Origin of the sequence: Niallia sp. RD1 (genome assembly GCF_024219955.1) — a bacterium.
Classification (GTDB): domain Bacteria; phylum Bacillota; class Bacilli; order Bacillales; family Cytobacillaceae; genus Niallia; species Niallia alba.
In genome coordinates, this window is sequence record NZ_CP100420.1 from 916692 (window position 1) to 937727 (window position 21036).

Genomic DNA, 21036 nt, shown 5'->3' on the forward strand with positions numbered 1-21036 from the left:
ACACTTTACCATTCACTCTTTGTTATTTTCCCCATTGCTTTATCTATCAATTTTTCTAATTCCTGATAGGTTTCTCGATACATAGAAACAGATCCGCCAAAAGGATCACTTACATCCCCATTTGGATCATCCTCTGCAAATTCCTTTATCGTAAACGTTTTCTCTATTGAGGATGGATACGCTGATACGAGTATATTTTTATGCCCCTTTGTCATGGTAAATATATAAGTCGCCCAGTCTATTAGCTCTTTTGTTACCATAGCGGAAGAATGATTATGCTCGATTCCCTGTTCAGAAAGAACCTCCTGCGCTTGAAAAGAAGCGGCACCACCATTTATCGCATAGACTCCAGCTGATTTAACCTCCACTTCAGAAGCAAATTTTTGCTTTAAAATAGCCTCTGCCATCGGACTTCTGCACGTGTTACCTGTACAAACAAACAATACGCGAATCATCTTTTATCCTCCTTTATATGCTTCTATTATAGACCAATTTACCTAAAATTCCTATTTAACATACAAAGAAAACAAAGCAAATACTGGTTTATTATCGGTTAAAACTAGTACATTTTTAGTGTTTATGTATTGTTAATAATCTGTAACTATTTATTAAGTTAATTTGCTTCATTATGATCGATTCTATTACCAACATTCTAGGAGCGCTGAAACCAACTTAAAAAGCGGATTCCATCCCTTTGATGAAAACCACTTCTCCTATACTTACGCAACTATAAACTAATAAGCAGCTTAATTCCAAAAATAAGAAGGATTCCTCCTCCTAGCATTTCTCCATAGGAACCTAACCAGCCTTTTACCTTTCTGCCAATCAGTAAGCCTAGCCATGTCATTACCATCGCACTTATGCCAAAACTTAATAGAACAATTGCCGTTCTTGCTTGATAAATCCCAAGGCTCAAGCCAACGGAGAAGCTGTCCAAACTTACACTGACCGCAAATAAAAGCAATCCAAAACCAACCGGTGTAATTCGGCTTGTTTCTACTTCTTTAAATCCATTCCAAATCATTTGAATCCCTAGTAGCACAAGTAATGCTCCACCTATATATCCGGCTATTTCACTAAAATTTTCCGAAAGGAGTTTCCCTGTAATCATCCCGAGCAGAGGCATTATTACATGAAAGATTCCGATTACAAAGCCGATTTTTGCTATTTGCTTTAATCTTAGTTGAAACATCCCCATGCCTAGCCCAACAGAAAATGCATCCATACCTAAAGCAAATGCCATTAAAATAAGTGTAAATAGTTCTCCCACAATTGCAGACATTTTTTGGCCCCCTTGGACTTGCTAATTAGAGATTATGCACGTCCAAGTTTATTTAGAAGTAAGAATCTGCAAATATTTTAAGAGAGGCTATTTTTGTAAAGTTCGTTGCTAGTTATCCGTAACTTGAATACATTTCGCTTTCCACAGGGCGAACCGCGAGCTTTGCGGGATCTCCAATCTTATAGAAGTTTACATGTATTCCGGCTGCTCTATTTTTCTAACTTATTTTTTCTCCTATTGAAAAAACAACATTCTTATAAAAGACAGTCTAAAAGAATACTTTCACTTTCTTATCTTAAAAGACTATCTTATTACCTGATGAGAAGCTGCTTTCATTAATCTGTTCATAATTGCCTGTCCAACACCTTCTGTTGGAAACATCTCACCAAAAATAATATCTACTTGATGATGATCAAAGCTTCGTAAGCCATCATATAAGTCTGTAGCTACTGTGGATAAATCTGTTCGTTGTCCACAAGCATAAACATAGTCAGCTTGATAAAATGCTTTATTTTCTTCTGTAGTAAGAACACCCACTGTATGTCCTTTTTGCTTTTCTTCTGCAATTAATAATTGAATTTTTTCCTTTGTGCCTTCCACTAAAAATAATGGTGCATTTGGAGCATAATGGGTGTACTTCATCCCTGGCGATTTTGGCTTGATTTCCTTATTAATCAGAGCTTGATCGATTTTGACTTCTCCCACAACACTTTCCAGTTGTTCTTTCGTGATACCCCCAGGACGGAGAATTACTACCTTATCACCCGTACAGTCTACAACCGTCGATTCTACCCCTACACCTGTTGGACCCCCGTCTACAATCCCGGCAATACGGGAATCAAGATCCTCTTTTACATGAATCGCTTTTGTAGGACTTGGCTTTCCAGAACGATTAGCGCTTGGCGCAGCGATTGGTAAGCCTGATTGTTCAATAAGTTGTAAAGCAACTGGATGATTTGGCATTCGGATGCCTACGGTGGATAAACCAGCAGTGGCAACCTCTGATAAGGCTCCCTTTTTCTTTTCAAAAATAACTGTTAGAGGTCCCGGCCAAAATGCCTCCATCAATTTTCGGGCTGTTGTTGGCACTTTTTCTACTAATTCATCTAATTGTTCTAGTTTCGCAATATGTATGATAAGCGGATTATCAGAAGGTCTTCCTTTTGCAGCAAATATTTTCGTGATGGCGGCATCTTCTTTTGCATTTCCACCTAGGCCATATACTGTTTCTGTCGGGAACGCAACGACCTCATTTCTTTTTAAAAGATCAGCAGCTTGTTCTATTTGTGAATAACTTTCTTTCTTATCCACATTTTTATCCACTGACCAATAATTTGTCTTCATTTAAATCCACCTTTTTCCATTCTAATATTTCTTTCTTAAAATCGCCTCTAATTCCTCATTTTTCGACAATACCACCATTTGCCGAAAAGGACAAGTCTCTCAAAAAATGGGGACAAAAATTTGACTTGTCCACAAATTGTGAATAAATAACCCCAAAAAGTGGATAACTTATACTATTTGTCCACAATATTCATCGAGATATACATAAAATGTGACTTATCAACAGTGTAAACGCTTTTTACAACATTCGACTCCTTCAGCACCTCTGGAATATCTACTTCTTCTATCTCTTGGAACCCTAGTAATTGAAATAATTGAATAGAATGTTGATTATGAACTCTACAGTAGATAGCATCCATATCTTTATCCTTCGCTAATTTTAAGGCTTGTTGAATTAAAAATAAAATATCCTCTACCGTTCCTCTCGAAAGAACCATCGATCGTAATAAACCTATTTTTCCAAAGGGTTCTATCCCAATTGTTCCTATAAGATTCTTATCCTCCTCTGCTTCCATCAGTAAAAAATAATTCAACCATGCTTCTATTCCTTCTACGGTTACTTCTGCTTTTGTTAAAAACTCATTAATTTTTTCTACATCTTCTGTTTGGGCCTGTCGAATGATATGCATCTTTTCCCTCACCCCATCTTCTAGTATTTATTCTATTACTATGAAAAGGTGGAGAAAAAAATGCTAGATTTCTTACTTTAAACCAAACTCTTTTATTTTGTTATATAAAGTTCCTCTTGAGATTCCTAGCAATGTGGCTGCTGCGCTCTTATTTCCATATGTTTTTTTGAGTGCTTCTTCTATTCGTTCCATTTCATTATCTTCTTTATTCCCTTTTCCCCCTTGAATAGAAACCTTATAGTTATCCACAATTTCAGCAGGGATATATTCAAGTGTTAATTCATTATTGCCTTCACTTACTAACACACTGTGCTCTATCACATTTTTTAACTCTTTTATATTGCCTGGCCAATCATATGCACATAAAATATGCAATGCTTGTTCATTTATTTTCGTTATCTTTTTAGCATATTTTTCGTTATACATTTTAATAAAATTATTAACTAAATGTGGTATATCTTCTTTTCGTTTGCGAAGTGGAGGGATTTCAATATGGATAACACTTATTTGGTAATAAAGCTTTTCATTAAATTCCCCTTTTCTTACTAACTCTCCTAGAGGCTGGGTAGAAGATAAAATAAACCTTGTTGCTGGTTTTTTCTGCGGTTCTCCTCCAACTCTAGTAAAAGATTGTTCTGTCATATAGTGCAGAAGTTTTTCCTGAACAGCTAAAGGCATCTTATCCACTTCTTCAATAAATAGCGTTCCTGTTTCTGCCTGTTCTACCTTTCCTTCTATCTCTTCTGTATCTCCAGAATCAAAGGTCATTTTCTGATATCCAAACAGTTCCATTTCTATTAAATCTTTTGGAATCGTGGAACAATTCAATGATAAAAGTGGATTCTTCCTTTTAGATCCCCCATAATGAATGGCTTGTGCAAGCTGTTCTTTTCCAGTGCCTGTTTCTCCAGAAATAAGAACAGGTATTTCTGCTGAGGCTACTTTTTGTGCAATTTCTACCGCTCTTTTCACCTCTTTGCTACTTGATAATACAGATGAAAAAGGTGCCTCTTTTTGTACATAAAGTACTGAATTCGAATCTAATTCCTGATTTAAGTGAATTAACTTTGTTATATCATGTTCTGTTGAAATACCACCTATGATTTTATTATCCACAAGAACAGGTGAAGCGTTAATTAACACATGTGTATGTTCATTTGGACGATGATAAGTACCTCTAATTGGATTTCCCACTTTTAAAATTTGATGTAATTGAATCGATTCTGAGTCGAAATGCTCTCCAATTTTTTTACCAATAATCGCTTCTTTTTTTATGTGATACGTATCTTCGGCTACACTGTTCCAGTAAAATACTGTTCCATTATTATCTACCGCTGTTACAGCATCATTCATTGTTTCTGCAAGTGTTTCAAAATAAGTCATGATATACTTATTTTCCCTTTGCAAAGATCGAATTCTTTCAGCAGCGGTCACGATGCCTTGATATTCATTTTGTTTCTTTATAATTACTGGTCTTAACCAATTTATCTTTTCCTTTTGTATATCCTGTATGGAAAAATACTCTGAGGGTAATAGTTCGCTTATTTGTAACCAGTCTTTTATCTTTTGATCCTTCCTAACAGCTGCTACAAGGAATCGCTCTGCTTTTCCAATCACAAATAGCTGCTTACTTTCTATAATGATATAGGAGTAATCTTGTAATACTTCTGTTAGGGTACCGACTTTTTCATCATCTGAGAGGATGGTAAATGAAGTTTCTATCTTCATTTGTGAATCTGTAAACATATCTTTATCCTTTCTTTCCTTATTATTGATAATTTATCACTAAATAAGCGTTTTTTCCAATAAGGGGATAATGGATGGGATTTATGTTATAGAAAAAAGCTGTCTCCAAAAAAGGCATACACTTGAATAATTAATATGCAGAAGTTTTTACTTCTTTCTAGTAATATTCTTGTGTTCCAAAATGGAAACAGCTTGATAAGATTTGTTTTAATCTAAATCGCAGGCGAAGTACACTATACTTCCCATAGGGCTACACTTAAGCCTGGTCGGTATTCCTTCCATAAAAAGCAACACTCAATCTCTTATTATTACAGTACTCTTCTAGTGCTTAATTTTGCTTGTGTGAAGAGTAAGAGGTAGTCGAATCCTCCAGCTTTTGAGTCTGTTCCAGACATGTTAAAGCCGCCGAATGGATGTACTCCTACTAATGCTCCTGTACATTTTTTGTTAATATACAGATTGCCGCAATGCTGATTTTCTAAAGCGTATTCGATTCGGTCTTCTTTTGTGGAAAAAAATGAGCCTGTTAATCCATAATCCGTATCATTATATACTTTAATACCAGTTTTCCAATCAGGTACTTTACAGATTGCTAGAACTGGACCAAAAATTTCTTCTTTCATAATACGAGCGTCTGCAGGAACGTCAGCAAAAATCGTTGGTTCCATATAATAACCGTTTCCTTTTGCACGAGACCCACCTGTTACTAGTTTTCCTTCGTCTTTTCCAATTTCAATATAGCCTAATATTTTATTTAATGCCTTTTCGTCAATAACCGGTCCTACTGCTGCGTTTGTTTCCGGAAGACCAATTGCTAAATTTTTCGTTCGAGCTACTACTTTTTCCACTACTTCATCGTATACAGATTCTACAATGATTGCTCTTGATCCAGCGGAACATTTCTGCCCTTGGAAACCGAATGCTGCTGCAACAATTGCTTCTGCTGCCGCGTCAAGATCTGCTGTCTCATCAACGACAATGCCATCTTTTCCGCCCATTTCAGCGACAATACGTTTTAACCAGATTTGTCCTGGCTGCACAACAGATGCACGTTCATAGATGCGACATCCTACTGCACGAGATCCAGTGAAGGAGATAAATCTTGTTTTCGGATGTTCTACTAAGTATTCGCCAACTTCCAAACTATCTCCAGGAAGATAATTAATAACACCCGATGGCAAACCTACTTCTTCCATTAACTCTACAAACTTGGCAGCTACAACTGGTGTATTATCAGATGGCTTTAAGATAACTGTATTCCCAGAAACTACTCCAGCAACCGTTGTCCCTGCCATAATAGCAAGTGGGAAGTTAAATGGAGAAATAACGATGCCTACCCCAAGCGGAATATAGGTAATTTTATTATCTATTTCACCACCTGTTGGATAAAGCGGTTGATGGATGGATGTTTCACTTAAACGGAGCATTTCTCTTCCATAAAACTCAAGAAAGTCAATTGCCTCAGCAGTATCCGCATCTGCTTCTGCCCAATTCTTCCCTGACTCTAAGATTAAGTAAGCAGAAAATTCATGCTTTCTTTCTCGCATTAATTTTGCTGCTTTAAACAAATATTCAGCACGCTCAGAGGCTTCTACCTTCTTCCATGTTTCAAAAGTATGTAACGCTTCTTGCATGGCCTTTTCTGCATATTCCTTATTGCCTTTACTAACTTTACCGATTACTTCATCTACATTTGCCGGATTGATGGAAACTGTTTTTTCTTCTGTAATAATTTTATCTTTACCAATTACAAGGGGAAACGTTTTTCCTAATTCTCCTTTTACTTTTTGAATAGCCTCTTCTATCGCATGTTGGTTTTCAACCTTTGTAAAATCAGTAAATGGTTCGTTTTTATAAGGGGGGATACTCGTAATGTTCGTCATTTTTATTTCTCCTTTTATTTAAAATTTTCTTCCAACCTTTAAATCTACTAATCTTACTATATAAAGTGAAACTTCCATCAGTGAGGGTTTTCCTGCCTCCTCCACTGATAGTTAGTTGAACCAATAGGGCCTTTACGGACAGTTGATCTCCCACCTATCTCCCTCGTATTCTCCTAAGCTTGAGGGGAGAATCTTACTGTCCGTTAAGAGTAGGATAAGTAGGGTAAAAGGGGAGCTCTTTTACTGGCTTATTTAAACAAATTTTTCAAGATAAACCACACGTTTGCTGGTCTTTCTGCTAATCTTCTCATAAAGTAGCCAAACCAATCTTTTCCGTAGGGTACATACACTCTTACTTTGTAGCCTTCTTTCACTAGCTTATTTTGTAAATCTTCACATATTCCATATAACATTTGGAATTCAAACTTGTCTTTATCAATCCCATGCTTAGCTGCAAGTTCTTTTGTAAATTGAATTATTTTTTCATCATGGCTTGCAACAGCTGCGTAGTTTCCGTTTAACATATGCATTTCAATAATCTTTTTATAATTTTCATCTACATCTTTTTTCTCCGGAAAGGCTACATCTGGCGACTCTTTATACGCTCCTTTCACCAAACGCAGATTTGCCTTTAATTCATTCAAATGCTTCATATCTTCTTCTGTCCGATATAAATAAGCTTGAATAACTAAACCAACGTTATCAAATTCTTTGCGGAGCTCTTCATATATATCGATGGTTATTTGACAATGTGCATAGTCTTCCATATCGATGCGGACAAAATTTCCGTATTGGTTTGCTCTGGAAACAATCTTTCGCATGTTGTTTAAGCATAAATCTTTATCAATATCTAACCCAAGAGAAGTCATTTTTACCGATAGATGCGATTGAACTCCTGATGCATGAATCTCATCCAATGTTTTCAGAGACATAATGGCGGACTCATTAGCTTCTTCTTTGGTGTAGACAAATTCCCCCAAATGATCTAGCGTGACTACTCTACCCGATTTGTTTAATTCTGTGACTTTTGAAATTGCCTCTGCAATGGTTTCTCCAGAAACAAAGCGTTTTGCTCCAAAGCGAAGACCATATTTGCGAGCTAGTTTATTTGCAGACTTATTCTTAGCTAATGACTGAAACATATTTCTCAATGCAACTTCCATTATCAGGCTCCCCTTTTGAACACTTTTGTTTAAAATGTATTCACTGTACATTTGTGTTTAATTTATGCTTTGATTATACAATAGTACTCGCTGTAAAATCTATAATTTTCTGATTAATTTTTATTATTCGATTAGATAGAATACTGGAAGCGCATAACTAACAAAAAAAGATTGTCCACTAGTACTCTTCTTAAAAGCGGCTATAATTTAGCCTTTTTTAAGAAGAGTACTTATAAGACAATCTCTTAGCTGATTTTATATGTTCTCTGATTAGGTTTTCTTCTTGAAATGTACTTTGCTAAAACTCCATATTTTGGCGAGCCAAGAAAACTTATCATAAAAATGATTCCCGTCGAGAAGGCCATGGCTCCAGAGATAGAAGTATCTAACCATACAGCCATATAATAGCCAATAAATGCGGACAAGATCCCAAATATACTACTTAATGGGGTCCTACCAACAAAACGCGGAAAACATACGCTAAGCAAAATTCGACATGAATAAAGCCGATTTTTCCTACGCTAAGGAATCATCGGCCTTTATTTTATCGGATAAGGGGACGGAGTGAATTTAAACTTGCTACTTTGTTCATATCAAACGTGTATTCCCCAAGAAAATTAATATGTTCCCATCCCAATGGGGAAATATGTTTTAGTAAGTCTTCTCGTAAAGCTCCTTTTTCTTTCAGCAATTTTGCGGCTTCAGTAAGATATACAGTGTTCCATATGCTAATGGCGTTAATTAAAATGTTTAATGCACTGGCGCGTTGAAGCTGATCTTGGAATCCTCGTTTCCTAAAGAATAAAGCTCTTGCAAGAGCGTTCATCGCTTCACCTTTATTTAATCCTCGTTGAATGCGACGACGTAGGGCTTCGTTAGATATGTAATCCAAAATAAAAATGGTCTTTTCAATTCTTCCCATTTCTCGTAAAGCAGTAGCTAATTTATTTTGTCTTGCATATGACCCTAATTTCCCCATAAAAGAAAAGAATCAAGGGACATTCTTGATCAAACTTTTTTCAAAGCTACAACTAAACAAGTTGTTCTAACCATAGTGTGAAAATATAAGATTATGGTTTAAAATGTACAGTTAGACTGATTAAAACATTTAAGAGTCGTATCAAAAAAATACGGAAAATGCATGTTATCTGGGCTAAAAGGGAAAATTCATTTGGCATGTTAAATGTGTAAATTAAAAAAGTATAGAGGTTTTGTTTGACAATAAAAGAGTATCTATATATATTGTAATTAGCTATCTTGTAATGCAAATTAGTTATAAATATAAAACGCTATCTTGTATTACAAGGTAATGGGGGGGGAAGAGCTTGACGATAAGAAGTCAATTGTTAAAAGGAATTCTAGATGCATGTGTTATGGCGATCGTAGAAGAGCAGGCCATTTATGGATATGAATTATCACAAAAGCTACAAAAAGCTGAACTGCCTGATATAAGTGATGGGACGATTTATCCAGTGTTACTGAGATTGCAGAAAAACGGATTTATTCGTAGTGAAATGAGGCCTTCTGATTCAGGTCCTAACCGAAAATACTATTTTTTAACGGATAATGGAACAGAGGAGCTTGAACGGATTGCAAAAGAGTGGATGCTGATTGCAAGTCCAGTTAGCAATTTATTAAAAAGAGGTGAAAACAATGCGAAGCACAAAACAATTAATCAATGAAAATAATGAAAAACGTAAGCTATTAAATGCCGAGAATGAATTATTATATGAGGATTTTTCACTATATATCAGAACCGATTTACGAGTAGCCGAGCACGAAAGTGAGGAACTTCTAATGGATTTACTTGATCATCTTTTAGAAGGACAGGAAGACGGAAAGACAGCGACTAACTTATTTGGGTCTCACCCACGAAAATACGCAGATGAGCTAATAGCAGGACTTCCGCACGAGAAGAAACGAAATGTCATTCCTTATGTGTTTTCTCTAGTGTTCAATTTACTAGGGTGGTTCAGTTTAATTTATGGAATGGTAAACCTTGTTTTACTAAAGTTTACAAAAGTAGATGAAACTATTTCACTTGGTAATAGTATTGTGCTATTAACTGTAATTATGATTGTTACTGCTTTCGGAGTGTTCGTTATTTTCAAACTTATTCGTTCGACACTTTTCGTTAATAAAAAACAAAGAAGACGAGCCTTCTGGAAGGCCGGTTTTTTTGGAGCAGGTTCGTTTGCACTTATTATGTTCTTAACTAGGATAATGCCTGACTTTGGACCAGAGGTTAATTTTGAATGGTGGGTTTATCTAGTTATAGGTGCCGTGTTGGTTATTATTAGTAAATTGGTTAGAAGCATAACTACATAAAATACGTTATATCTAGTACTTTTCAAGCAAAGAAAAAGGTGGGCTTTTTTTGTTAATTAATTGGATTAAATGGAAATTAAAAATTAGATGGAAAAGTCAAATGAACAATTTCATTTTTTTTAAAAAAATAAAACAGGTAAAAAATATTTGGGTTTGGGTAGTATTATGGAGTTTGATAAGCTTTAGTACCCTTCTAGGAGGTAGTTACTTACTTTTTAAAACAACTATCCTAAATGAAAAATTAACTGTAAGTGATCAACCATCAGGAATCTTATCAACCCTTGCTCTTCAAATTCTGTATTCTTTAAGGGAAAATCATTTTCTATTATGGTCATTACTTTTTTTCATTATATTTATAAATGCAATAATTTCCGGAATCGCTTCATCTAAATGGCAGCTACAGGCTGTAGATAGAGACTGGTTAATGATAAATCTAAAGACTAGCGAACAAAAATCTAATATCTATATTTATTTAGAATCTTTAACTTGGAATTCAAAAGTTTTTCTAATGGCATACGTTCCAATCATATTATCACTTGGGTATTTACTAAATCTAACACCAATAAAAATAATCTTAATTTTGTTCATTACTTTTTTGCTTTTTATAGTTTTGGGAATAATAAGTTCTATTTTCCATAATAAATATATGTGTTTACAAAGGAAACGAAATCATTTTTTATTACGACTTGTTACAAATATACTGATAAGGTGCTTTCTATTTGTTCTAGCCTTAAATATGAGTAATCGATTAGTGCCTTGGATTAAAAACTTCCCACTAACATCAAATGAAATTGATATTGAAAAATATTACCAATGGATGCAACTTGGCACCAGTTCTCTAGCAAAATTATTTGAACCGATAAAAGATGTAATTACATTCTCTCTATTACCGAATAGTATCTTAGCAACTTATGCCATGGGGGAACTGGATTTAAAGGACTTACTAATTTCCAGTGTAATATTGACTATATTTGTTGGATTTACAGTCCTTCTTGCCTTTTCTAAAAGTAAGCCATCTAAAGGTATTTATTATCCATTTTCTTTTTATGAAAAGTGGATTGTTTCTCTAAGTGCTATTGTGAATAGACAATCATATATAACCTTTTTAATTAGAAATGATATTCGTACTACCTATTTCTTTCATAGATTTCCTATACTTCTAGGGCCATTGTCTTTCTGGATTCAATTGGGCATATTTACGAGTTTTATTCAAGTCTTTGAGCCATTCGATAAAATGTATCATTTTATTCTAGCTTTTTATTTCTTCTTTTTTGTATTTTTTTATGTATTTACAATGTTCTGGGGCTTAAATGGAATGTTCTCAATGGATAGTGTTGGCAAACATATCATTTTGCATCTTTTGTCTAAAAAAAATGCTTGGTCAATTTTTCTTTATAAATTTCAATTATTTTTAATTACTACACTTCCGTTATTTATTGTGTGTGACATTCTTTTTATGATTATCAATCAAGTTCCTTTAAATATTTCGATTATAGTTGGGGTATCTCACCTACTATTTTATTTTTTATTAACTATCATAATATTTTTACCATCAGTGATTAGTCCGCATTACAACTTTTTAAATATTGAACAATTAGAAGATTATCCAGATCAAAAAGCAGTACGGAACCTTATCAGGTACTTAACAGTAGGTATTTTTATCCCTTGTTTAATGTTACCTATAGCACTTTTAATGTCCGATTTCATTAGTATTTCACAGTATTTACATATAAACGCAATTGGAATCACTGTATTGTTTTTAATACTTTCGGGAAGCTTAGTTACAATTATTAAGCATAAATTAGTAAGGCTCAAGTGTTTGGATGACTTTTCTTTATAGGAGGGATTATATTGAATAGTATTTTGGAGTTTCAAAACGTAAAAAAAATAATTGAAGGGAAACCAATCTTAAAAAATATAAGTTTTGTAGTACCGAAAAGGAAAATTGTTGCCTTTTTAGGACCAAATGGAGCAGGTAAGACTACTACACTTAAAATAGCTGCGGGTCTATTAGAACATGAATCAGGTCAAATCATTATAAATGAAAATGAAAAATCACTTTATAAGTCAACCAATCCAGTTATGTTTATCCCTGACTATCCCTTGCTATATGAAGAATTAACAGGTTTTGAGTATGTAGAGATGATGATTGACATGTTTCAAATAAAGAAGAAAAATCCATATGAAAGCCTCTATCGTTACGATATGGATGACGAGCTGCACAAAAAAGTGAAGGATTTATCTTTGGGGAATAAGAAAAAGATTGCTTTATTTACAACCTTATTAAGTAATCCATCACTTTTATTGCTGGATGAATTTATTTCAGGTATTGATCCTATTAATATGAAGATAATCAAAGCAATTCTTCTGGATTACGTTAATAACGGGAATGCCATTCTTTTATCTACGCATCAATTAGAAGTAGCCCAGCATTTTTGCGATACGCTCATATTGATTAATAATGGGGAAATACTAGAAGATAATCTATCAATCACTTTGGTAACTGAAAATCATTCTACTTTAGAAGATTATTTTATATCTACGTTGAAGACTAATGGGGGGAAATAATGAAAAAAATTTTTATTTTAGGAACTATAGTATTTTCTTTATTTGCCATTATTCCATTAATTTTCTCAATTTATAATGGTAATGCTAAAGATTCTATTGTTATTTCTTGTATTCTTATTGGCGTATTAGCTTTCACATTTATTGAATATAAGGGTTCAAAAAACAAGAGAGTAAAATAATCTTTATATTTAGGGGTAGCGTCACATGCCCATCAAGGTAAGAGATCATAATACCCCAGAACGAAAATTTTGTGTATCTTACTCGTTTTTATCGTTTTGGGGTAACTCGTTATTGCTAGCTTGATGGCGGATGGGGTCCTACCAGCAAAACGCGGAAAACATACGCTAAGACAATTCATGGAAATGAAAAACCGATTTTTCCTACGCTAAGGAATCATCGGCTTTTTTATTTTGCGATTAATACAGAATATTTAACTTTCACTTTCCAAATATCTATATAACGTAGATTTACTAATTCCTGTTTCATCTTTTATTTCAGTAACTGTTTTACCGCTCTCTTTCAACATCTCTTCCATTGATTCTGTTGATTCATTTGAGCATCCTGTTAAAAAAACAAACGTCATAAGCAATCCTGTTAGTACGGATTTCCACATTAGTATTCCTACTTTTCATCATCACAAAAAACATACCTTATGGACAATTTATTTCTCTAAGGAAACTTTTATGTTTGTATACAAAACACTTAACTATCTGAAAAATGTCAATAGTTTAAGCATAATTAGGTAAAATTTCTTAGATTGCTTTTGTCTGAGGATTATACAAAGAAAAAAGATGCCTTTATTAAAAGCATCTCTCTTAAACCTATTTAGTACTAGATATCATTCAAAAATCTTTTCCCATAATTCTACAAGGAAGAATTTCACTTCTACTTCCTCCTCTTTTTCCCCTTCAACAAATACAGGATCTTGTTTCTCTTCCGCTTTCCTTTCTTCCTTTACTGCCTTTTCCTTTGTTGTTTCTTCTTCTTTCTTCTCTGCTTTTTCTTCTTTCTTCTCTTCCTCAAATCCATCACTGACTGCTACTCCGTTAGAGAAGTCTAAGAAACATAGCGGTGGGAAAAGGACACACCACCAATTCGCACCTTCACCTTCCCCTAACGTAATCAGAATTGCATCATATTGACCAGCTGGATATAAAAACTCACCATAAAGTTTGGTTGGAAAATCAACCTTGTCAAAAGTAACATTAACTGCTTGGTTTGCTTTTTCTTCTTCTACTACTCTTTCAGCAATCTCTTGAATCTCTGGTAACTTTTCCTTCAATAAATCTTTCGCTGCCTCTTTAGAAGTTAATTCTGAAACCCAGTTTGTGATTTGTTCATTTACAGCGTCTCTCACTTTTCTTTTTAATGCCTGATCTTCTTCCTTATCACTGTTTGCTAATATTCTTAAACGAATCGCATCATTTGGAATGATTACCTCGCTATTTGCTGTTACTTCATTTTTAGGAATATATAAACTCATAATAGTAGATAGAATAAGTACAAATAAATAAATAGTTGCCATCGGTTTGTTTTTCATCTTTTAGCACCGCCCCTTCACTAACACAGTCTGGACAGATTAATAGAATCTTAAACTAGTAAAATTCATTTTCTTGAGTTGTTTTCTAGAGGCAACTACTATTTGCAGATATGTGAATTTTCTGGTGTTAGTACTTGAAGGTTTTATGCTTTAGTTTGGGGATTTCGATTTTACTTGTGGGTTTGGCACTTTTCCTTGCGAGTTTCATACTTTTACTTGCGGGTTTGGCACCTTTACTTGCGAGTTTAGCACCTTTACTTGCGCCTCCCCCTCCTTTACCAAAAACGGTCCAACTAAATCGGCAATAAAAAAGACATATCCCACACACCTTAACTTGTGTTTAGAATATATCTTTCTAAAAAATAAAACCCTCGTTTAAAAGCAACCGAAAAACAGAAGTTAAATAGCTCAAAATCCTACTTCTGCAAATACCATTCGATCTTTGCCATTAATATCATATTGTACTTCTACTTTTGCCTGCGGAAAAGCGGTTTCTAACAGCTTGGCAGCTGCCTTGCTTTGGCCTGCTCCTACTTCAAATCCAATAATCGCTTTTTCTTTAACAACAAGCGGTAATTCTTCACAAAGCCTTCTATAAAGAACTAGTCCATCTTCGCCTGCAAAGAGGGCTCTATGAGGTTCAAATTCCGTGACAATGTCAGACATTGTTTGGATGTCCCCTTCTGGAATATACGGAGGATTAGAAAGAACAATGTCAATACTTCTCCCTTGTTCCATAAGTGGCTGTAACAGGTCTCCTTGAATAAACTCTATATCTTCTGCCCCTAGTTTTTTTGCATTTTGCTTTGCTACAGATAAGGACACTTCATAAAGATCAGTAGCTACTACCTGCAAGGATGGATTTTCTAATTTCATAGTCACGGCAATTGCTCCGCTTCCTGTTCCCACATCTACTAGTTTTAAGGCTGCATTTTTTCCAAACAGCCTGTCTATCCGTGCAAGTGCAGATTGTACAAGCTCTTCTGTTTCAGGTCGAGGAATAAGCACTTCCTTATTAACTGTAAAGGCTCTGCCATAAAAATCTTCTTGACCAATAATATACTGGACTGGTTGTCCTTGGGCATGTAAATAGACTAGCTTTTGAAAGCTCTCGAATTGTTCATCTTCCATGTCTTCCCGAAATTTTATTAGCATTTCAGATCTACTGACTTGTAAGGTATGCCTTACCAATAACTCCGCTGCATATTCTTCTCTGTTATGGTCCTTTAAATAAGAAGAAGCCCATTTTAGGGCTTCGAATACCTTACACATCAGAAGCACTTTCCAAACGACTAGATTGTTCTTCAAAAATAAGTGCATCGATAATATCGTCCATTTTTCCTTGAAGGATTTGATCTAGCTTTTGAATAGTCAATCCAATACGGTGATCCGTTACACGGTTTTGTGGGAAGTTATACGTACGAATTCGCTCCGAACGATCCCCTGTACCTACTGCTGATTTACGTTGTTGATCATATTCTGCTTGTGCTTCTTGTTGGAATTTATCATAAACACGTGCTCTTAAAACCTTCATTGCTTTTTCTTTATTTTTAATCTGTGATTTTTCATCCTGACAGGAAACAACTGTCCCTGTTGGAATATGAGTTAAGCGTACCGCAGACATGGTAGTGTTAACACTTTGTCCTCCAGGTCCACTAGAAGCAAATGTGTCTACGCGGATATCTTTTTCATGAATTTCAATTTCAACCTCTTCTGCTTCAGGCAAACATGCAACTGTTGCAGTAGATGTATGAATACGACCACCAGATTCTGTTTCTGGGACACGTTGTACACGATGAGCACCATTTTCAAATTTCAATTTGCTGTATGCGCCTTTTCCGTTAATCATAAAAATGATTTCTTTGTAGCCACCAACGCCTGTTGAACTTGCATCAATTACTTCCATTTTCCAGCCTTGAGCCTCAGCGAAACGACTATACATACGGAAAAGATCACCTGCAAATAGTGCGGCTTCATCTCCACCAGCTGCTCCTCTTATTTCCATAATAACGTTTTTATCATCATTAGGATCCTTAGGGATTAATAGAATTTTTAAGCGTGCTTCTAATTCTTCAATGCGTGTACCAGTCTCATCTAACTCTTCCTTAACCATTTCGCGCATTTCTGGGTCTAACTTTTCTTCCAGCATTGTTTTCGCTTCTAAATATTGTTCTTTCACTTCTTTATATTCACGATAAACTTCTACTGTCTCTTGAATATCCGATTGTTCTTTCGAATAGTCACGCAGTTTTTTTGTATCATTTACAATTTCAGGATCACTTAATAATTCATTAAGTTTTTCATAACGATCCTCTACAGCTTGAAGACGATCAAACACACTATTCACCTCGTTTTTATCCATAACGTATTCATTATATTATAGGCTATTTTCCCCGTCAAAACCAATTCTTATGAAAAATGGTATTTGCAGATGATTAGGAGAGCCATTTTTTCATTAATCTATTATAATAGACTTAATAATAAGAAGAGAGGGTATGACCATATGTCCCTAACCAATCAATCCATTTATCAATATGTGATGGACCAGGCCCCAAGTATAACCCAAAAGTCGTTTGCCATTAAAGATGGAGAAGAAGGGTCTATTTACTCAAAAAATTCCACACCGTCTGTTGAACAGCTGCTGAAAAAACAGCATGCATATACGATTCAAACCGTCATAAGCGCTTTTTTAGAAGATGAGCATATTTTTGCTGAAAATCTAGAGCAATGGGCAAATGAGGTTGCTAAAAGCAGAGTAGAATTAGGAACACCTGTTCATGAAGTATTAGAAGCATTAAGTATTACGAGACAAACGATATGGAACACGATTGAACAGTTTATCCTTGAACAAAATAATATCCCGACCGAATTTGTATTACAATGGAGTTCTAAATATCACCTTACTTTTGATCGATTGACCAATCGATTCACAAACATGTATCACACTTATACTAAACAGAAACTTCATTCTCAACAAGAGTTAATCCAGCAACTAAGTGTTCCGGTTATTCCGATTACAGAGTCTATTGGCGCCATTCCATTAATTGGAGATATCGACAGCTTACGAGCAAAACTGATTTTAGAGACAGTTCCTGTTAAATGTAAAGAGGAAGGAATTCAACATCTGTTCATTGATTTATCTGGTATTTCTTCTATCGATACTATGGTTTTACATGAACTAATGAAATTAACTAAAATCCTTTCTTTCATTGGTATTGAATCTACTCTATCTGGATTAAGTCCTGATACCGCTCAAATGATTACTACCTTGGGAATTGGTTTAGGGAAAGTTCCAACATACAGTACGCTTAATCAAGCATTATCTTTTCAGCAAGTGCCAATGGATAAAGCAAGTAAACCTAAACCTCAATCCTAACTAATTTTCTTTTACATTTGCATTTTCACAAAGAAACTCCAATAAATTCTCCTTACTAATTCTCTTAGGGATTCCTACTATCCTAATTGAAAAAGTATGGGATTTATCGGAGTTTTAGCTATATTGTTCTTTTTCTTTTCTAAAAGATTGTTGTTTTAAGGCAACTTGAATACACATAGACCAAACAGGCAAAGTGTATTTAGGTTGCGGTTTACTGCAACAAACTTTACTTTCTATTAAACTAGTAAAATCAATGTAGTAGCTTTTCGCCTACATATTCATCGCGAATTTCTCCAACGATTTCTTCTAAAATATCTTCCATTGTGACAAGACCTACAATTACGCCTCTTTCATTCTTCACTAGTGCCATATGCACTCTTTCTTGCTGCATTTTAAGAAGCACGGTTTTAATTGGTGATGTTTGCAGAAAAATCGGCATCTCATGAATAAATTCTTCCATATTTGTCTCTCTTCCTGCTACTACATTTGTTAACATCTCTTTAGTATTTACGTAACCCACCAACTTCGTTCGATCTTTCGTCACAGGATATCGAGTATATTCATGTTTATCCAAAACAGTTAAAACTTCTTCAAATGTCATTTCTAATTCTACATTTACAATTTGTTCCCTCCGAATCATGATTTCTTTTAGAATTCGATTGTCAAACGCAAAGATATTCTTTAAATAGGCTAATTCCGTTTGGTTGATTTCGCCACTTTCATAGCTTTGTGTCACAATCAACTTTAATTCTTCTTCTGAATGAGCCGTTTCATGTCCAGTCGGTTTAACCCCAAACCATCCGAGAATTGCTCTCGATGAGCCATTTAATGCATGGATTATCGGCTTTGTTACTTTTCCAAACCAATACAAACCAGGAGCTAGCATTAACGTCATTTTTTCTGCATATTGGATAGCTAATGTCTTTGGAGCCAATTCTCCAATTACAACGTGTAAAAAGGACACAACCGATAAAGCTATCGCATAAGAAAGCACAGTTGATAAAGCACCAGGCACATCAAACCTTTCAAATAATGGATGAAGCAGCTTTTCTACAGTTGGTTCTCCTAATGCTCCTAGAATCAATGCAGTAATGGTTATCCCAAGCTGACAGGCAGATAAATAATAATCTAAGTCATGCGCTACTTTCTTTGCTATTACTGCCTTTTTATTTCCTTCTGAAATTAGTTGATCTAATCTTGACATTCTCACTTTTAAAATCGCGAATTCAGCACCAACGAAAAATGCTGTTAACATAATAAATACTGCTACTAAAAACAAATTCAATAGTATTATACTGTCCAATTATTTCCCTCGTTCTTGAGGGATTCACCTCCATGATTTATAGATAAAGCAGCTTTTCACATCTTAGCTAGTTTTTCACTACGCCTTGAGTAAGACTAACCTCTTTAATTTGATAGTTATCCATATCCGTCACCGTCCATAAACGGTCTCCTTGCTCTACTTGATCCCCAATCTTGGCGGTATCTAACAGCTGATATTGAATCCAACCTGCAATTGTATCAAGTTCTTCGCTTTCTTCAAACGGCATCCCAAAACGTTCTTCTAATTCATCTAGCAACACACGGCCGTTAATAAAATATTTATTCTTTCCCGACTCGCGGATGTCCGCTACTTCATCTGCATCAAACTCATCACGGATTTCACCAACAAGTTCTTCCAAGATATCTTCCATCGTCAGAATACCAGACGTACCACCATATTCATCGATTACTAACAACATATGCACTCTCTCTTGCTGCATTTTTAGCAAAGCATCTTGCAAGCGCGTTACTTCTAAAATGACAGGAAGATCCCGAACAAATTCTGCTAATTGGCGATTTCTGCCCCAAGCCATTTGTGTTAGCATTTTCTTTACGTTCACGACACCAACGATATGATCTTTATCTCCGTCTTCTGTTACTGGATAGCGTGTATAATTATGTTCATCCAATACTTTTACTATTTCGTCATAGGTCATATCTTTATTTAACGTAACAAATTCAGTTCTAGGAACCATAATGTCCTTTGCTACTCTTTCATCAAAGGAGAAAACATTTTCCATATATTCAAGCTCTGTTTGGTCAATTTCTCCACCTTGATAACTTTGTGTCATTACTATTTTCAATTCTTCTTCTGAATAAGCCTGTTCATGCTTAGCAGGTTTTATCCCCATTAAACGAAGCAATACTTGCGCCGATCCATTTAATGCCCATATAAAAGGTTTCATCACTTTACCAAACCAATATAATGGCGGTGCCAGCATTAAGGTTAATTTTTCAGAGAACTGTATAGCAAGTGTTTTCGGAGCCATTTCTCCTACCACAACATGCAGGAAAGTTACCAATGCAAAGGCGATAGCATAGGATGCAACAGACGCAACGGATGGAGAAGCATTCAGCAGATCAAACACTGGATATAATAATTTTTCGACTGCTGGTTTTCCTAGCGCTCCGAGTCCTAGTGCTGTAACGGTAATACCTAGTTGACATGCCGAAAGATAATAGTCTAAATCACCAGCTACCTTTTTGGCGACAATTGCCTTTTTATTTCCTTCTGCAATTAACTGTTCTATTCTTGACATACGAATTTTAACTACAGCAAATTCAGAACCAACAAAGAAAGCCGTCAGCACTAATAATAGTGCAAGTAAAAATAAATTTGTTATCGTGATTATGTCCAATTATTTCCCTCTTTTGAGGGATTCACCTCCAGGAATAGTTACATTAAAGACAGTAATTTCATTACGTCTAATAATTTAGTTTCAAGTGTACGATACACTTTCTTTTTTTCTTCCTGCGGCGCATCTTTTAATTTTTCTTCCAATGATGTCAGTTTTTTTTGCAAGCAAGCAATTTCGGCCTGTACCTCATTCATAATTGGTTCTATGTCTTCGTCTTCTGTTGATTGAATGACTTTTCGAATTTCCTCAATAGACATTCGTTGTTTTTTCAAAAGTTTGATTCGTTCCAATGTATGAAGAACATCTTCCGAATAAAGACGATAATTGGAAGCTGACCGCGTTACAGGAAGCAATTTATTACTTGTATAATAATCAATTGTTCTTGTAGACAATCCGCTTAATTTCGCCACTTGGCCAATACGCAATAACGCCTTCCCAATGAAAAAACCCCCTCTGCAAAATAAGATATTTCTATAATAGCACATACAAAAATATC

At 35.1% G+C, this 21036-nt stretch carries 20 protein-coding genes and 2 pseudogenes; 6 read left to right on the top strand and 16 right to left on the bottom strand.

What is annotated here, in order from left to right:
* Window positions 1-5: 5 nt before the first annotated feature.
* From NKG37_RS04305 to NKG37_RS04345, 9 genes and pseudogenes are all read right to left on the bottom strand, one after another.
* Entirely contained in the window at window positions 6-455 is a 450-nt protein-coding gene (locus tag NKG37_RS04305; RefSeq protein WP_016204782.1) for a low molecular weight protein arginine phosphatase, read from the bottom strand.
* A 272-nt stretch (window positions 456-727) separates the two neighbouring features.
* Complete coding sequence (locus tag NKG37_RS04310) at window positions 728-1282, bottom strand: manganese efflux pump MntP (RefSeq protein ID WP_016204781.1); 555 nt, start codon at window positions 1280-1282, stop codon at window positions 728-730.
* Between the two features lie 303 nt (window positions 1283-1585).
* Entirely contained in the window at window positions 1586-2626 is a 1041-nt protein-coding gene (locus NKG37_RS04315; RefSeq protein WP_016204780.1) for an L-threonylcarbamoyladenylate synthase, read from the bottom strand.
* A 173-nt stretch (window positions 2627-2799) separates the two neighbouring features.
* Window positions 2800-3255, bottom strand: coding sequence for a GNAT family N-acetyltransferase (locus tag NKG37_RS04320; RefSeq protein ID WP_254415862.1), 456 nt, complete (start codon window positions 3253-3255; stop codon window positions 2800-2802).
* Window positions 3256-3327: 72 nt separating this feature from the next.
* Entirely contained in the window at window positions 3328-5001 is a 1674-nt protein-coding gene (locus NKG37_RS04325; protein ID WP_016204778.1) for a sigma-54 interaction domain-containing protein, read from the bottom strand.
* 308 nt (window positions 5002-5309) lie between these two features.
* Entirely contained in the window at window positions 5310-6884 is a 1575-nt protein-coding gene (pruA, locus tag NKG37_RS04330) for an L-glutamate gamma-semialdehyde dehydrogenase (protein ID WP_254415863.1), read from the bottom strand.
* A 248-nt stretch (window positions 6885-7132) separates the two neighbouring features.
* Complete coding sequence (locus NKG37_RS04335) at window positions 7133-8047, bottom strand: proline dehydrogenase family protein (protein ID WP_016204776.1); 915 nt, start codon at window positions 8045-8047, stop codon at window positions 7133-7135.
* Window positions 8048-8292: 245 nt separating this feature from the next.
* Window positions 8293-8493, bottom strand: a pseudogene (locus NKG37_RS04340) (iron ABC transporter); the annotation flags it as partial.
* Window positions 8494-8591: 98 nt separating this feature from the next.
* Window positions 8592-9026: pseudogene (locus NKG37_RS04345) on the bottom strand (Tn3 family transposase); the annotation flags it as partial.
* 346 nt (window positions 9027-9372) lie between these two features.
* Between NKG37_RS04345 and NKG37_RS04350 the strand changes: the two are divergent.
* The 5 genes from NKG37_RS04350 to NKG37_RS04370 are packed head-to-tail and all read left to right on the top strand — an operon-like array spanning window position 9373 to window position 13122.
* Window positions 9373-9729 (top strand): PadR family transcriptional regulator, encoded by a 357-nt coding sequence (locus NKG37_RS04350; RefSeq protein ID WP_016204774.1) that lies wholly within the window; start codon window positions 9373-9375, stop codon window positions 9727-9729.
* A complete protein-coding gene (locus NKG37_RS04355; protein WP_016204773.1) occupies window positions 9701-10375 on the top strand; it encodes a DUF1129 family protein in 675 nt (224 codons plus the stop codon). Before NKG37_RS04350 ends, NKG37_RS04355 begins: the two co-directional genes overlap by 29 nt.
* A gap of 49 nt (window positions 10376-10424) precedes the next feature.
* Window positions 10425-12215, top strand: a complete 1791-nt coding sequence (locus NKG37_RS04360; protein ID WP_169189390.1) for a hypothetical protein — start codon at window positions 10425-10427, stop codon at window positions 12213-12215.
* A gap of 11 nt (window positions 12216-12226) precedes the next feature.
* Window positions 12227-12943 carry an ATP-binding cassette domain-containing protein gene (locus NKG37_RS04365; protein WP_016204771.1) on the top strand — a complete coding sequence of 239 codons (717 nt, stop codon included), beginning with the start codon at window positions 12227-12229 and terminating at the stop codon, window positions 12941-12943.
* Complete coding sequence (locus tag NKG37_RS04370; RefSeq protein ID WP_066442469.1) at window positions 12943-13122, top strand: hypothetical protein; 180 nt, start codon at window positions 12943-12945, stop codon at window positions 13120-13122. The genes NKG37_RS04365 and NKG37_RS04370 overlap by 1 nt, the downstream gene beginning before the upstream one ends.
* Window positions 13123-13373: 251 nt before the next feature.
* Here NKG37_RS04370 and NKG37_RS04375 read toward each other — a convergent pair whose 3' ends face one another.
* The 4 genes from NKG37_RS04375 to prfA all read right to left on the bottom strand — a co-directional run bounded on the left by NKG37_RS04375 (window position 13374) and on the right by prfA (window position 16821).
* Complete coding sequence (locus NKG37_RS04375) at window positions 13374-13556, bottom strand: helix-turn-helix domain-containing protein (protein ID WP_016202496.1); 183 nt, start codon at window positions 13554-13556, stop codon at window positions 13374-13376.
* A gap of 225 nt (window positions 13557-13781) precedes the next feature.
* Window positions 13782-14483 (bottom strand): stage II sporulation protein R, encoded by a 702-nt coding sequence (gene spoIIR, locus NKG37_RS04380; RefSeq protein WP_254415864.1) that lies wholly within the window; start codon window positions 14481-14483, stop codon window positions 13782-13784.
* A 408-nt stretch (window positions 14484-14891) separates the two neighbouring features.
* Window positions 14892-15755 (bottom strand): peptide chain release factor N(5)-glutamine methyltransferase, encoded by an 864-nt coding sequence (prmC, locus tag NKG37_RS04385; RefSeq protein WP_169189391.1) that lies wholly within the window; start codon window positions 15753-15755, stop codon window positions 14892-14894.
* A complete protein-coding gene (gene prfA, locus NKG37_RS04390; protein ID WP_101729865.1) occupies window positions 15748-16821 on the bottom strand; it encodes a peptide chain release factor 1 in 1074 nt (357 codons plus the stop codon). The genes prmC and prfA overlap by 8 nt, the downstream gene beginning before the upstream one ends.
* A 165-nt stretch (window positions 16822-16986) precedes the next feature.
* Here prfA and NKG37_RS04395 point away from each other — a divergent pair, with 165 nt between their 5' ends.
* A complete protein-coding gene (locus tag NKG37_RS04395; RefSeq protein ID WP_254415865.1) occupies window positions 16987-17859 on the top strand; it encodes an STAS domain-containing protein in 873 nt (290 codons plus the stop codon).
* A gap of 250 nt (window positions 17860-18109) precedes the next feature.
* Here NKG37_RS04395 and NKG37_RS04400 read toward each other — a convergent pair whose 3' ends face one another.
* From NKG37_RS04400 to NKG37_RS04410, 3 genes are all read right to left on the bottom strand, one after another.
* Window positions 18110-19162 (bottom strand): hemolysin family protein, encoded by a 1053-nt coding sequence (locus NKG37_RS04400; RefSeq protein WP_254415866.1) that lies wholly within the window; start codon window positions 19160-19162, stop codon window positions 18110-18112.
* Between the two features lie 67 nt (window positions 19163-19229).
* Complete coding sequence (locus tag NKG37_RS04405) at window positions 19230-20540, bottom strand: hemolysin family protein (RefSeq protein WP_016202502.1); 1311 nt, start codon at window positions 20538-20540, stop codon at window positions 19230-19232.
* Between the two features lie 38 nt (window positions 20541-20578).
* On the bottom strand, window positions 20579-20965 hold the full coding sequence (locus tag NKG37_RS04410; RefSeq protein WP_016202503.1) for a MerR family transcriptional regulator: 387 nt from the start codon (window positions 20963-20965) through the stop codon (window positions 20579-20581).
* Window positions 20966-21036 lie beyond the last annotated feature (71 nt).

Coding starts and splice junctions, on each gene's coding strand:
- NKG37_RS04305 (WP_016204782.1), bottom strand. CDS start 455: ATGATTCGCGTATTGTTTGTTTGTACAGGTAACACGTGCAGAAGTCCG.
- NKG37_RS04310 (WP_016204781.1), bottom strand. CDS start 1,282: ATGTCTGCAATTGTGGGAGAACTATTTACACTTATTTTAATGGCATTT.
- NKG37_RS04315 (WP_016204780.1), bottom strand. CDS start 2,626: ATGAAGACAAATTATTGGTCAGTGGATAAAAATGTGGATAAGAAAGAA.
- NKG37_RS04320 (WP_254415862.1), bottom strand. CDS start 3,255: ATGCATATCATTCGACAGGCCCAAACAGAAGATGTAGAAAAAATTAAT.
- NKG37_RS04325 (WP_016204778.1), bottom strand. CDS start 5,001: ATGTTTACAGATTCACAAATGAAGATAGAAACTTCATTTACCATCCTC.
- pruA (WP_254415863.1), bottom strand. CDS start 6,884: ATGACGAACATTACGAGTATCCCCCCTTATAAAAACGAACCATTTACT.
- NKG37_RS04335 (WP_016204776.1), bottom strand. CDS start 8,047: ATGGAAGTTGCATTGAGAAATATGTTTCAGTCATTAGCTAAGAATAAG.
- NKG37_RS04355 (WP_016204773.1), top strand. CDS start 9,701: ATGCGAAGCACAAAACAATTAATCAATGAAAATAATGAAAAACGTAAG.
- NKG37_RS04370 (WP_066442469.1), top strand. CDS start 12,943: ATGAAAAAAATTTTTATTTTAGGAACTATAGTATTTTCTTTATTTGCC.
- NKG37_RS04375 (WP_016202496.1), bottom strand. CDS start 13,556: ATGTGGAAATCCGTACTAACAGGATTGCTTATGACGTTTGTTTTTTTA.
- spoIIR (WP_254415864.1), bottom strand. CDS start 14,483: ATGAAAAACAAACCGATGGCAACTATTTATTTATTTGTACTTATTCTA.
- prmC (WP_169189391.1), bottom strand. CDS start 15,755: ATGTGTAAGGTATTCGAAGCCCTAAAATGGGCTTCTTCTTATTTAAAG.
- NKG37_RS04395 (WP_254415865.1), top strand. CDS start 16,987: ATGTCCCTAACCAATCAATCCATTTATCAATATGTGATGGACCAGGCC.